At 73.3% G+C, this 12,821-nt stretch carries 9 protein-coding genes and 1 riboswitch; of the genes, 2 read left to right on the top strand and 7 right to left on the bottom strand.

Annotation, left to right across the window (positions count from 1 at the left end; genetic code table 11):
* Positions 1 to 47: 47 nt before the first annotated feature.
* From H9640_RS04045 to H9640_RS04055, 3 genes are all read right to left on the bottom strand, one after another.
* Entirely contained in the window at positions 48 to 3,662 is a 3,615-nt protein-coding gene (locus H9640_RS04045; protein WP_191789419.1) for an ATP-binding cassette domain-containing protein, read from the bottom strand.
* Between the two features lie 119 nt (positions 3,663 to 3,781).
* On the bottom strand, positions 3,782 to 4,768 hold the full coding sequence (locus H9640_RS04050) for a malate dehydrogenase (RefSeq protein ID WP_191789420.1): 987 nt from the start codon (positions 4,766 to 4,768) through the stop codon (positions 3,782 to 3,784).
* A gap of 210 nt (positions 4,769 to 4,978) precedes the next feature.
* Positions 4,979 to 6,196 (bottom strand): NADP-dependent isocitrate dehydrogenase, encoded by a 1,218-nt coding sequence (locus tag H9640_RS04055; RefSeq protein ID WP_191789421.1) that lies wholly within the window; start codon positions 6,194 to 6,196, stop codon positions 4,979 to 4,981.
* Positions 6,197 to 6,570: 374 nt separating this feature from the next.
* On the opposite strand from H9640_RS04055, the gene H9640_RS04060 reads away from it, so the two are divergent.
* Positions 6,571 to 7,656 (top strand): aquaporin, encoded by a 1,086-nt coding sequence (locus H9640_RS04060; RefSeq protein WP_191789422.1) that lies wholly within the window; start codon positions 6,571 to 6,573, stop codon positions 7,654 to 7,656.
* 79 nt (positions 7,657 to 7,735) lie between these two features.
* Here H9640_RS04060 and H9640_RS19550 read toward each other — a convergent pair whose 3' ends face one another.
* Positions 7,736 to 8,236 (bottom strand): DUF3017 domain-containing protein, encoded by a 501-nt coding sequence (locus H9640_RS19550; protein ID WP_204808092.1) that lies wholly within the window; start codon positions 8,234 to 8,236, stop codon positions 7,736 to 7,738.
* Positions 8,237 to 8,287: 51 nt separating this feature from the next.
* On the opposite strand from H9640_RS19550, the gene H9640_RS04070 reads away from it, so the two are divergent.
* Positions 8,288 to 9,697 carry an NAD(P)/FAD-dependent oxidoreductase gene (locus H9640_RS04070; protein ID WP_318243634.1) on the top strand — a complete coding sequence of 470 codons (1,410 nt, stop codon included), beginning with the start codon at positions 8,288 to 8,290 and terminating at the stop codon, positions 9,695 to 9,697.
* Between the two features lie 174 nt (positions 9,698 to 9,871).
* Here H9640_RS04070 and purH read toward each other — a convergent pair whose 3' ends face one another.
* The 3 genes from purH to H9640_RS04085 all read right to left on the bottom strand — a co-directional run bounded on the left by purH (position 9,872) and on the right by H9640_RS04085 (position 12,757).
* Positions 9,872 to 11,542 (bottom strand): bifunctional phosphoribosylaminoimidazolecarboxamide formyltransferase/IMP cyclohydrolase, encoded by a 1,671-nt coding sequence (gene purH, locus H9640_RS04075; protein WP_191789425.1) that lies wholly within the window; start codon positions 11,540 to 11,542, stop codon positions 9,872 to 9,874.
* Positions 11,543 to 11,590: 48 nt separating this feature from the next.
* Positions 11,591 to 11,678: riboswitch (ZMP/ZTP riboswitch) on the bottom strand.
* Positions 11,679 to 11,888: 210 nt separating this feature from the next.
* Positions 11,889 to 12,377 (bottom strand): SRPBCC family protein, encoded by a 489-nt coding sequence (locus tag H9640_RS04080; RefSeq protein WP_191789426.1) that lies wholly within the window; start codon positions 12,375 to 12,377, stop codon positions 11,889 to 11,891.
* Entirely contained in the window at positions 12,374 to 12,757 is a 384-nt protein-coding gene (locus H9640_RS04085) for an ArsR/SmtB family transcription factor (RefSeq protein ID WP_191789427.1), read from the bottom strand. The genes H9640_RS04080 and H9640_RS04085 overlap by 4 nt, the downstream gene beginning before the upstream one ends.
* Positions 12,758 to 12,821: the final 64 nt, after the last annotated feature.

The raw sequence follows: 12,821 nt of genomic DNA on the forward strand, positions 1-12,821 counted from the left end.
CCCCCCCCGGCCTCGAGGTTCGGAACGGGACGAATCGACGCTGCGGGTCAGCCCGCGAGATGCCCCCACCTCGGCGCCAGGTCGCGCCACGGCCCGACCTCCGCGATCGCACCCTCGTGCAGGACGACGACCCGGTCCGCACGCGCGAGAGCCGCGCGCTTCGAGGTCGAACCGATCACGGTGGTCCCGCGCTCGCGCAGCGACGACCACAGCTCGATCTCCGTCGCGGCGTCCAGGGCGCTCGACACGTCGTCGGCCAGGAGGAGCTCGGCGTCGGTCGCGAGCGCCCGGGCGAGCGCGAGCCGCTGCACCTGACCGCCCGAGAGCCGCACACCGCGATGCCCCACGAGCGCCCCGTGCCCGCCCGCCTCGACCACGTCCCGCTCCATGCGCGCGGCCGCGACCGGTCCCTGGACCTCACGCTCGTGACCGAGCCGCACGTTGTCGGCGAACGTTCCCGACAGCACGCGCGGGACCTGCGCGACGTGCGCGACCTGCCCCGGACGCAGGAACGTCTGCGCGTCCTCGACGTCGGTCCCGTTCCACCGGATGTGGCCCGTGTGCTCCATGAGCCCGGCGAGGGCCGCGAGGAGGCTCGACTTGCCCGCACCCACCTGGCCGAGCAGCAGCACGAGCTCGCCGCGCTCGATCGTCAGGTCGACGCCCTGCACACCGATCGTGCCGTCGTCGTGCAGCGCGCTCACGCCCGCCAGCTCCAGGAGCTCGAGCGCCTGCCGGGGGCTGGGCGCCGGCGTGGGCGCCGCACCGGTGAGCAGGTCGACGCCGGGCGGCACGTCCATGAGGTCCGCCCCCGCGGCGAGGCGGCTCGTCGCCCGCTGCCAGGACCGGGTGCCGGGCGCCTCGGTCACGACCGCCCCGGCCACGACGCCGAACCACCCGAAGCCGTTGACCGCGTTCGCGACCAGGAGCGCCGTCGCGAGGTCCCACGTACCCGTCAGGAGACCCGCCCACGCCGCGACGACGCCGAGCTGGATCATGACGAGCGGCACGCCGTCGAGCGCGGCCTGCACCCGGTGCTCGAAGATCGCGGCCCGCACCCGGCCCGCGTCGACCTCGTGCAGGTGCGCGTGCACCTGCGGGGTCCGGGCCGCGAGCTTGACGGTACGCGCCGAGTCGAGCGCCGAGACCAGCGACCGCCCGAACCGGGCACGCGCGGCCGAGGAGCGTGTGGCCGACCGACCGGCGATCGGTCGTCCGAGCGCCGACGCAGCGGCCGACACGACCATGACCGCGAGCAGCACGGCCCCCGCGAGCCACGACCGGCTGAGCAGCGCCGTGACGCCCGCGATGACGAGCCCGTTGACGAGGTCGACCCAGCGGTCCGCGTACCGCACGAAGCGGTCGGCGTCCATGGCTCGCGCCACGACCTCGCCGGGCGGCGTCGCCGTGAGCCGGTGCTGGCGCGTCTGGCCCGTCATGACCGACATGCGCACGCGCAGCAGGACCTCGATCCACCAGCGCGGGTAGACGTACAGGGCGCGCGCGAGGCACAGCGGCGCGACCACGAGGAGGACCGCGAACGGGACGAGCAGCCCCGCCGGGAAGCCCTCGTCGAGCCCCTGGACGGCGCGCCCCCAGAGGAACCCGGTGACCGCTCCCTGCGCCGAGACGAGGCTCGCCACGAGGAACAGCCCGGCCCCCACGACGCCCCACGCCGGACGCACGAACAGCGCGTGCAGCACGCCGCGCGCGAGGCTGGGGCCGTCTCCCGGGTCGGCGAGGACCGGGGGTGCGCCCAGTCGGCGCCGACCGCCGACGGCCTCGTCCGCCTGCCCCGGAGCCGCGGCCGGACGCTCACCGCTCGAACCGGCGTCGTCGAGCCCGTGGTCCGGGCGGGCCCCGCGCTCGAGACTGCCTGCACCCTCGGCCGGTGCCGGCGACGCGAGCCCGTCCTGCGCGACGCTCGCCTCGAGCAGGTCACGGTAGGGACCCGCGAGCCGCGCGAGCGCGGCCCGGTCACCCTGCTGGACGACGCTCCCCCGGTCGAGCACCGCGATCAGGCGGGCGCGTTCGATCGTCGTGAGCCGGTGCGCGACGAGCACGCCCGTGCGGCCCGCGAGCAGCCGCTCCGAGGCGGCCACGACCCGGGCCTCGGTCAACGGGTCCATGCGCGCCGTGGCCTCGTCCAGGACGACGACCTGGACGTCGCGCACCAGGAGGCGGGCGAACGCGACGAGCTGCTCCTCCCCCGCCGACAGGGACGTCCCGCCGGGGCCGAGCACCGTGTCGAGCCCGTCGGGCAGCCCGGCCACCCAGTCGTCGAGGCGCAGCTCGCGCACCGCGTCCTCGATCGACGAGCGCGGGACGTCGGCGAACAGCGCGACGTTCTCCGCGAGCGTGCCCGCGAGGATCTCGGTCCGCTGGGTCACGACGCCCACCGCGGCGCGCAGCGCCTGCAGGTCGAGGTCGAGCACGTCGACGCCGCCCACGAACACCGCGTCGCGGGGCGGCTCGACCGCCCGGGACAGCAGCGACGCGAGGGTCGACTTGCCCGAGCCCGTCCGACCGACGAGCGCGATCGTCGCGCCGGCCGGCACGTCCAGGCTCACGCCGTCGAGGGCGAACGTGCCCTCGGCGTAGGAGAAGTGGACGTCCCGGAGCTCGATGCCCACGGGTCCCTCCGGGACGGGGCGCCCACCCACCGGCTCGGGGGCGACCGAGAGCATCTGCCGGATGCGCGTGAGCGCCCCGAGCCCCTCCTGGATGTCGGGCAGGTGGTGGACGAGGTTGTCGGTCTGCCCCACGAACATCGACGTGACCAGGAACAGCGTGACGAGACGGTCGACGCCCAGCTGGCCGTCCGCGGCGAGCGCCGCACCCGAGACCGCCACACCTGCGAGCAGCGAGGCGAGCACGAGCCCGGCACGCCGGAGCATGCTCGACTCGACCGAGAGAACGGACTCGAAGCGTCGGTGGACCTGCGCCGACCGTTCGGCGAGCCTGCGCACGGCGAACGACTGGCCCAGGCTCGTGCGCAGGTCGTCGCGCGCGGCCACGGCCTCCTCGAACGCGGCCGCATGGTCCGTCCAGGCCGCCTCCTCGATCACCTTCCGGCGAGCGATCTCCCCGAGCATGGGGCGCACGACCAGCCCGGCGACCAGGCCGAGCACGGGGAACAGGATCCACGCGGGCCACCACGTCAGCCCGGCCACGACCCACATGGGGACCACGCCGACGAGCGTGCGTCCTGCACCCCACGCCTGACGACGTACGAGCGTGCCGACGGCATGGGTGTCGTCGTCGACGCGGTCCAGCACCTCGCCCACGGCCTGCTCGGTGAGGGTGTCCAGCGGCTGGTGCAGGGCCGCGGAGAGCAGGTCTCCGCGCAGGCGCCCCTCGGCCCGGTCGACGACCCCGGCCCAGACCACCTGTCCGACGGTGTCGAGCAGGGCCGCGCCGACGACGCACGCGGCGAGGAGCTGGAGCGTCGCCGTCGTCGGGTCCGCGGCGAGCCAGCCCGCGACCACGGTGCCGTACGCGGCACCGATCGCACCGATCGTGAGCGCGACGAGCGCGACGACGGCCTGGGGCCCGCGCAGGCGCCGCCAGTCGAGGCGGCGCGCGGGGTCCGTCGAGGTGACGGACGGGGAAGGGACGACATGGTCTGGGCCGGTCGGAGTGCCGGTGGGTGCATCGGTCATGGCGCGTCGATCCTATGGCGGGGGTCCGACGCGCACGCAGGGATTTTCCGACGCCGAGGGTGGTCAGACGACCACGACGGGCTGCGTGGCCACCCTCGGTTCCGGCTCCCGGGACGAGGTCAGATCAGGCCGAGCCCGCGCACCGCGTCGCGCTCCTCGACGAGCTCCGCGACCGAGGCGTCGATGCGCTCGCGCGAGAAGTCCGAGATCTCCAGGCCCTGGACGATCTCCCAGCGCCCGCCGCGCGAGACCACGGGGAACGAGGCCATGAGGCCCTCGGGGACGCCGTACGACCCGTCGGACACGATGCCCGCGCTCGTCCAGTCGCCCTCGGGCGTGCCGTTGACCCAGTCGAACACGTGGTCGATCGCGGCGTTCGCGGCCGAGGCGGCCGACGAGGCGCCGCGCGCGTCGATGATCGCCGCACCGCGCTTCGCGACGGTCGGGATGAACTCGCCCGTGAGCCAGGCCGAGTCGGCGGCGAGCTCGGCACCCGGGCGACCGGCGACGTCGGCGTGGAAGACGTCCGGGTACTGCGTGGCCGAGTGGTTGCCCCAGATGCTGACCTTGCGGACCTCGGAGACGGGTACGCCCGCACGCTTGGCGACCTGCGTCAGCGCGCGGTTGTGGTCGAGGCGCGTCATGGCGGTGAAGCGGTCCTTCGGCACGTCGGGGGCGTTCGACGCGGCGATGAGCGCGTTGGTGTTCGCCGGGTTCCCGACGACGAGCACGCGGACGTCGTCGGCCGCGCCGGCGTTGATCGCCTCGCCCTGCGGCTTGAAGATGCCACCGTTGGCCTCGAGGAGGTCGCCGCGCTCCATGCCCGGGCCGCGGGGACGCGCTCCGACGAGCAGGCCGACGTTGGCCCCCTCGAACCCGGCGCGCGGGTCGTCGAAGATGTCGATGCCCGCCAGCAGCGGGAAGGCGCAGTCGTCGAGCTCCATCGCGGTGCCTTCCGCCGCCTTCACCCCCTGGGGGATCTCGAGCAGTCGCAGGCGGACGGGCACGTCCGGTCCGAGGAGCTGACCTGCGGCGATGCGGAACAGCAGGGCGTAACCGATCTGACCGGCGGCTCCGGTCACGGTCACGTTCACGGGAGTTGTCATGGCCACACTCTGTCACAACGCCCCCGCGCTCCCCAGGGGTACTCGCGAACCTCGTCCGTGGGGCGTCCGTCACACCCGCGGGCGGTGCCCGCGCCGCACGCGCAGGGCCGCGTCGGGCCGTGCGCGGCCCCGTCCCCACCCCTGAGAACGCCCGACGGCGCCGCTCACCGGAGGAGGTGAGCGGCGCCATCGGGCGTGCGGGGACGAGGATCAGGCCAGGCGTGCGGCCAGGTTCTCGTCGAGCGCCGCGAGGAAGTCCTCGGTCGTCAGCCACTCCTGCTCCGGGCCGACCAGGAGCGCGAGGTCCTTGGTCATCTTGCCGGACTCGACCGTCTTGATGACGACGTCCTCGAGCGTCTCGGCGAACGCCGTGACCTCGGGGGTGCCGTCGATCTTGCCGCGGTGCATGAGGCCACGGGTCCAGGCGAAGATCGACGCGATCGGGTTGGTCGACGTCGGCTTGCCCTGCTGGTGCTGGCGGTAGTGACGCGTCACGGTGCCGTGCGCGGCCTCGGCCTCGACGGTCTTGCCGTCGGGGGTCATGAGGACCGACGTCATGAGGCCGAGCGAGCCGAAGCCCTGCGCGACGGTGTCGGACTGGACGTCGCCGTCGTAGTTCTTGCAGGCCCAGACGTAGCCGCCCTCCCACTTCATGGCCGAGGCGACCATGTCGTCGATGAGGCGGTGCTCGTAGGTGAGGCCGGCGGCCTCGAACTGGTCCTTGAACTCGGCGTCGAAGACCTCCTGGAACAGGTCCTTGAACTGGCCGTCGTAGGCCTTGAGGATCGTGTTCTTGGTCGACAGGTACACCGGGTAGTTGCGCTGCAGGCCGTACGCGAACGAGGCGCGCGCGAAGTCCTTGATGGACTCGTTGAAGTTGTACATGCCCATGGCCACACCACCGTCGTCGCCGTAGGTGACGACGGTCTGCTTGATCTCCTCGGAGCCGTCGGCAGGCGTGTAGGTGAGCGTCAGGGTGCCGGCGCCGGGGACCTTGAAGTTGGTCGCCTTGTACTGGTCGCCGTGGGCGTGACGGCCGATGATGATCGGCTTGTTCCAGCCCGGCACCAGGCGCGGGATGTTCGAGATGATGATGGGCTCGCGGAAGACGACGCCACCGAGGATGTTGCGGATGGTCCCGTTCGGGGAGACCCACATCTTCTTCAGGCCGAACTCCTCGACGCGTGCCTCGTCGGGGGTGATGGTCGCGCACTTGACGCCCACGTTGTACTGCTTGATGGCGTTCGCCGCGTCGATCGTCACCTGGTCGTCGGTGGCGTCGCGGTTCTCGATCGACAGGTCGTAGTACTTGAGGTCGATGTCGAGGTAGGGGTAGATGAGGCGGTCCTTGATGAACTGCCAGATGATGCGCGTCATCTCGTCACCGTCGAGCTCGACGACCGGATTGACGACCTTGATCTTGCCCATGCGGGGGTAACTCCAACTCTGCGAGGGGAACCTGCGGCCGCCCGGGGGCTACCGGCGAGTGCCGGAACTCGCGCGCGCGAACCGTTGATGCTGACCGCCGCCCAGGGTACTCGACTTCTCGACATCAAGATACTTTCCGTCCGGTGCGCGCGGCAGAGCACGGCACGCCCCGACGGCGCCGCCCACCAGCGGGCCCCGGCCCGCCCCTCTGGCGCGGTCGCGCTCGCGGAGTGAGACTGGTCACGAACTGATCAGCGAACTCCCAGACATCGGTGGCAGGATGCCTCCGAGATGCCGGTTCTGCACCGACCTCGCATGTTCATCCCGAACGTCCGGCCTTCCCGGACCCCTTACAGACACCAGACAGGAACACCATGTCCCAGGACACTTCAGCACCTGACGCAGTCGTCGTCGACGAGACGACCGTCGTGGTCGGGCCGAGCCTGCTCGCCCGGCTCGGCGCCGAAGCCTTCGGCACGTTCTTCCTCGTCCTCGCGATCCTCGGCGCAGCGCTCTACAGCGTCGGCGGCCTCGGTACGGGCACGATCGGCGTCGCTCTCGCCGGCGGTATCGCGCTGCTCGGAGGGATCGCCGCGGTCGGGCACGTGTCCGGCGGACACTTCAACCCGGCCGTGACGCTCGGCGCGGCCATCGGCGGCCGCACCGCCTGGGCCGACGTCCTCCCCTACTGGCTCGCCCAGCTCGTCGGTGGCGTCATCGCCTCCGCCGTGCTCTTCGCGACCATCCCCGCCTCCGCGCTCCCCGTGCTCCAGCAGAGCGGCCTGATCGCCGACGCGACGCAACAGGCCTTCCTCTCCGCGACCGCCAACGGCTTCGGGGAGCACTCCCCGCTCGCGACCGCGACGAACGGCGCCTTCTCGTTCAGCGTCTGGTCCGCCCTCATCATCGAGATCGTCGCGGCCGCCATCTTCGTCGGCGTGATCCTCGGCGTCACGGACAAGCGCTCGAACTCCAAGCTCGCGCCGGTCGCGATCGGCCTGACCCTCACGGTGCTGCTGATCGTCGTCGCGCCGTTCACGAACGCAGGGCTCAACCCCGCCCGCTCGTTCGCCGCCGCCGTCTTCGCCGGCGGGTGGACCTGGAGCCAGCTCTGGCTCTTCATCGTCGCCCCGCTCGCGGGCGCGGCGATCGCCGCCCTGTTCTACCGTGCGTTCGCCTTCGCCCCCGTCCAGGACGACCTCCTGGCCGAGGACGAGGTCTTCGTGGTCGACGAGGCCGCGGTCGTGGCCGAGAAGTCCGCAGGCACCGCCGGCACCGCGACCGCTGCCGCGGTCGCCGAGGGAGCGACGTCTCCCGCCGCAGCGGCTCCGGCCGCTGTCGAGACGGTCGAGACGGTCGAGGTGACCGAGACCGTCGAGGTCGCCGAGGCCCCGGAGACGGGCACGAGCACCGACACCTCGGGCGACGAGCCGACCGGCGGCTCGGCCCCCAAGGCCTGACACCGCGGCTCTGCCGACGCGACGAGGCCCGGTCCGCTGCTGCGGGCCGGGCCTCGTGCCGTCCCGGGCGCAGCGGCCGTCAGATGTTGGGGACGGTGACGGCGAGCGTGCCCATGGCGCCAGCCATGAAGAGGTACATGATGACGTCGGTCCAGCGGGTGCGGACCGTGAGCCCCACGGGTCCCGGACCTGGCAGGAAGGCCCGGACTCCCGCCCCGGCGACGAGGATCCCCACGAGGACCAGCACTCCCGCGCGCGCCCCGACGACCAGCGTCACCGCGACCGCGAGCAGCACCCCGGCGAGGACGAGCCACATCGCGAGGTTGCTCTGGGGGGCGGGCACGACGACCGTCGACGGCCGGTCGAGAGGCTTGGTACCCCCGTCGCCGCCGGAGACCCGGGGGATCCCGGAGGGCGGGGCGACAGGTGCGAGCGGGTCCCCGGGCGCTGCCTGTCCCTCTGCGGCGCCCGCGGTCTCCGACGCGCCGTCGAGCCGGTGCCAGGCGGGTGCCGCCGGCGGTCGATGCTGCGTCGGGGTGCCGTTGTGCGGTCCGCGCCCGGGCGCGGTGACGTCGCTCACGCTTCCCACCAGTTCACGAGTCCGAGCCTACCGCCGACTACCGTAGGGATCGTGCCCTCACCAGTCACCACTGCTGTCCTGCCGCACTCGCGGCGCCCTGCGGCCGGGTCGGTCGTCGTCGTGGGCGCAGGTCTCGCCGGCGCTCAGACCGTCGCGGCCCTGCAGGCACACGGGTTCACGGGTCGCGTGACGATCCTCGGGTCGGAGGGGGTGCCGCCCTACGACCGCCCGCCGCTGTCCAAGGAGCTCCTCACCCGGCCGGACCCGGCCTGGCTGACCGAGGAGATCGGGGTCGACGTCAGCGTCCTCGCCGACGAGGCGCTGCTCGACGACCCGGCGGTCGACCTCGAGCCCGGCACCGAGTCCGTCACGGTCACGACCCGCTCCGGCCGACGCGTCACGGCCGACGTCGCGGTCCTCGCCCTGGGCTCCGAACCCGTGCGCCCGCCCGGCTGGGAGGCCGCCCTGACCCTGCACACCGCCGACGACGCCGCTCACCTGCGCGAACGCCTCACCCCCGGCACGCGCCTGGTCTCGATCGGCGCGGGCTGGATCGGCGCGGAGGTCGCCGGGGTCGCGTCGAAGGCCGGGTGCGACGTCACGGTGCTCGAGGCCGCGCAGACCCCGCTCGAGCGTCCGCTCGGCGCCGAGGTCGGTGGGCACCTCGTCCGCTGGTACGCCGACGCCGGCGCTCGCCTGCTCACCGGGGCCCAGGTCACCGAGGTGGGCCCGCGGTCCGTGGTGCTCGCGGACGGGCGGACGATCGAGGGCGACCTGGTCCTGGCCGCGGTCGGCGCCAAGCCCGCGACCGCGTGGCTCAAGGGCACGCTCCCGCTCGACCCGCGCGGCTCGATCCGGGTCAACGGCGCAGGGCGGGTGGCTCCCCCGACCGTCGCGGCGCCGTCGGGCACCTCGGGGCACCTGCCCCTCAAGGCGCTCCGTCGCCTGTACGCCGTGGGCGACTGCGCGACGCGCGACAACGCGGTGTTCGGGCCCGTGCCCGGCGGGCACTGGTCCGCGGCCCTGCACGACCCCGAGCCGACCGTGCGGGCCATCCTCGGCATCGACGAGATGCCCGCCGAGCCGCAACCCGTCCGCGAGCTGCTGGGGCTGGCACCGGTCCCCCAGCACGCGCCGTACGTGTTCTCGCAGCAGCTCGGGCACGACATCGCGCTGTTCGGCACGCCCTCGCCGTTCCACGAGGTCGTCTACCGCGGCGACCCGAGCGGCGGCGCCACGGGCCACGAGGGCTGGACCGCGCTCTACCTCGAGACCGTGGCGGGGGCGCACCGCACGAACGCCGAGGGGCACCGGCTCGCGACCGTGCGCGCGATCCTCGTGGTCGACGCGCCGCGCGAGGTGGGTCAGGTGCGCAAGCTCATGAACCGTGACGTGGCGCTGCACGTGGACGTCGAGGTCGCGACGGACCCCGGCCGCAGACTGCGCGACGCGGTCGTCTGAGGCGCACCCCCTCGCTGCCGATTCCCGCTCCCCAGCCCCGCTGCCGAGCATGCGGTTGTCGTCCGGATCCGCGTGGATCCGGACGACAACCGCATGGTCGACCGACGGCAACCGCATGCTCGGCCCCAGCCAGGCGCCGACCCGCCCGGCGGACGGACCGGCCCTGCGGACGGATCAGTGCGCGAAGTGGCGCGTTCCCGTCAGGTACAGCGTGACGCCGGCCGCCTGCGCGGCCGCGATGACCTCGTCGTCACGGACCGACCCACCGGGCTGGACCACGGCCTTCACGCCCGCGTCGAGCAGGACCTGCAGACCGTCCGCGAAGGGGAAGAACGCGTCGGACGCGGCGACCGAGCCGCGCGCACGCTCCTCGCCCTCGGCGCCGAGCGTGTTGGCACGCTCGACCGACAGGCGGCACGAGTCGACGCGGTTGACCTGCCCCATCCCGATGCCGACCGCGGCCCCGCCCTTCGCGAGCAGGATCGCGTTCGACTTCGCGGCGCGCACGGCCCGCCACGCGAACTCGAGGTCCGCGAGCGTCTCGGCGTCCGCGGCCTCGCCCGTCGCGAGCGTCCACGACGCGGGGCTGTCGCCGCCGGTCTCGGACGCGGCGTCGATGCGGTCGACCTGCTGCATGAGCAGACCGCCCGAGATGGGCCGGATCTCGACGCCCGCGCTCGGGGCGCCGTCGACCTGGAGCAGGCGGACGTTCTTCTTGCGCGAGAGGATCTCGAGCGCCTCGGGCTCGTAGCCCGGGGCCACGACGACCTCGGTGAACACGCCCGCGATCTGCTCGGCCGCGGCCGCGCTCACCACCGCGTTGGTCGCGATGACCCCGCCGTACGCGGAGACCGGGTCGGTCGCGTGAGCCTTGGCGTGCGCGTCGGCGACGTCGGCGCCGACCGCGACACCGCACGGGTTGGCGTGCTTGATGATCGCGACCGTCGGGGCGTCGCCGTGGTCGTGCGCGGCACGCCACGCGGCGTCCGCGTCGACGTAGTTGTTGTAGCTCATGGCCTTGCCGTGGAGCTGGGTCGCCTGCGCGAGGCCCGTGGCGCCGTGCCCGTTGGTGTAGAGCGCGGCGCGCTGGTGCGGGTTCTCGCCGTAGCGCAGCACGTCGGCACGGTCCCAGGTGGCGCCGACCCACGCGGGGAAGCCGGTGTGGACGGTCTCGCCGTCGACCTCCGCGGCGTCCGTGGGCGCGACGACGCTGCTCATCCAGGACGCGACCGCGACGTCGTAGGTCGCGGTGTGCACGAACGCCTGCGCCGCGAGCGCCTTGCGCTGGGCGTACGTGAAGCCGCCGCGCTGGACCGCGGCGACCACGTCGCCGTACGCGGCCGGGTCGACGACGACGGCCACGCTCGGGTGGTTCTTCGCCGCGGCGCGGACCATCGAGGGGCCGCCGATGTCGATCTGCTCGATCACGGCGTCCGGACCGGCGCCCGACGCGACGGTGTCCGCGAACGGGTAGAGGTTGACGACCACGAGCTCGAACGGTGCGATCTCGAGCCGCGCCAGCTGGTCGAGGTGGTCCTGCTTGCGGGTGTCCGCGAGGATCCCGGCGTGCACGCGGGGGTGCAGCGTCTTGACGCGCCCCTCGAGGCACTCGGGGAACCCGGTGAGGTCCTCGACCTTGGTCACGGGGACACCGGCCGCGGCGATCGTGGACGCGGTCGAGCCGGTCGAGACGAGCTCGACGCCCGCGGCGTGCAGAGCCGTGGCGAGCTCGACGAGGCCGGTCTTGTCGTAGACGCTCAGGAGGGCGCGGCGCACGGGGCGCTGGGCGTCGTCGGCGATCTGGACGTCGGGAGAGGTGGGGGCTGCGGGCGAGCTTGCGGACATCAAGGGGCTCCTGTGGGTCGTCAGCGGGTCGCGGGAAGATACCGGTCACCCAGGCGCCCAGGCGGACGACGCACCAACAGGTCGATCGGACGCTCCCCGGTGGTCGTTCCCACCCTCGCCAGTCGCGGCCGCCTCCGATCCTACCGCGCCCCGGGGCGGGCGGGCCGGGGCGCGGTGGCCCGACGGCGCCCCGCACCCGGGGCGCCCCGCTCCCCCGGGGCGCGTGGCGCCGTCGGGTGGGTGTGCCGGTCGAGATGCGGCCACCTGGGGTCGGAGAGCGCACCGGACCCCAAATCGCCGCATCTCGACGGAGGGCGCTGCGGGCCTCGGCGGCGGAGGGCCGCCGTCAGGCGACGACGTCCGAGGCCAGCAGCTCGTCGAGGCGGTCGTAGCCCTCGCTCATGCCGTCGGCCATGCCCGAGCCGACCATGGCGTCCCGCGCCTCGACCGACTGGTGGACCGAGCGCGTGACGATCCTGGTCCCGCCCCCCGGCAGGTCCTCGAACGTGACCTCGTCGAGGCTCACGTGCCCGGGGGCACCAGCGAACTCGAAGGTCTGGACGGCCCGGGTGTCCGGGACGACCGAGTGGAACGTGCCGAAGAACCCGTACTCCTCCTCGCCCTCGCGGTGGGCGTAGGCCCACGAGCCGCCCGTCCTGGCGTCCCAGTGGTCGAGGACCATCTCGTAGCGACGGGGACCGAGCCACTGCGTGACGAGCGTCGGGTCGGTGAAGGCCCGGAACACGAGGGGACGCGGGGCGTCGACGTCGCGGACGACCTCGATGAAGGGCGTTCCCGGAGGGGCCGTGACGGTCGTGGGGTGCGTGCTGCTCATGACTGCTCCTTCGATGGGGCCGACGACGGTGCCTGGAGCCGCCCGAGGAGGGCGTCGAGCCGGCGGTACTGCCGCTCCGCGGTGAGCCGGTACTCGTCGATCCACGCCGTGAGCCGTTCGAGCGCGGCGGGGTCGAGGTGGCAGGGTCGTCGCTGGCCGTCCCGGCTGCGGGTGATGAGACCCGCGGTCTCGAGGACCTGGATGTGCCGGGACACGGCCTGCTTCGTGATGGGGAAGGGTGCGGCGAGCTCGTTGACCGTTGCCGGACCTCTGGACAGCGTGGCGACGATGCTCCGGCGGACCGGGTCGGCCAGCGCGAGGAACGCGCGGTCGAGGTCGTCGGTGCCTGACTCGTCGTGCGGGTCGTCCAGGAGGGTCATGTCGGCCTGCTCGTCGTGATCAACAGTTACGTTGATCAACGTACTCGTTGATCAAGGAGCAGGT

Source organism: Oerskovia gallyi (assembly GCF_014836745.1).
GTDB lineage: Bacteria > Actinomycetota > Actinomycetes > Actinomycetales > Cellulomonadaceae > Oerskovia > Oerskovia paurometabola.

What these genes read in the sequence shown, in the direction of transcription:
- H9640_RS04045 (WP_191789419.1), bottom strand. Translation starts at nt 3,662, where the DNA reads ATGACCGATGCACCCACCGGCACTCCGACCGGCCCAGACCATGTCGTC.
- H9640_RS04050 (WP_191789420.1), bottom strand. Translation starts at nt 4,768, where the DNA reads ATGACAACTCCCGTGAACGTGACCGTGACCGGAGCCGCCGGTCAGATC.
- H9640_RS04055 (WP_191789421.1), bottom strand. Translation starts at nt 6,196, where the DNA reads ATGGGCAAGATCAAGGTCGTCAATCCGGTCGTCGAGCTCGACGGTGAC.
- H9640_RS04060 (WP_191789422.1), top strand. Translation starts at nt 6,571, where the DNA reads ATGTCCCAGGACACTTCAGCACCTGACGCAGTCGTCGTCGACGAGACG.
- purH (WP_191789425.1), bottom strand. Translation starts at nt 11,542, where the DNA reads ATGTCCGCAAGCTCGCCCGCAGCCCCCACCTCTCCCGACGTCCAGATC.
- H9640_RS04080 (WP_191789426.1), bottom strand. Translation starts at nt 12,377, where the DNA reads ATGAGCAGCACGCACCCCACGACCGTCACGGCCCCTCCGGGAACGCCC.
- H9640_RS04085 (WP_191789427.1), bottom strand. Translation starts at nt 12,757, where the DNA reads ATGACCCTCCTGGACGACCCGCACGACGAGTCAGGCACCGACGACCTC.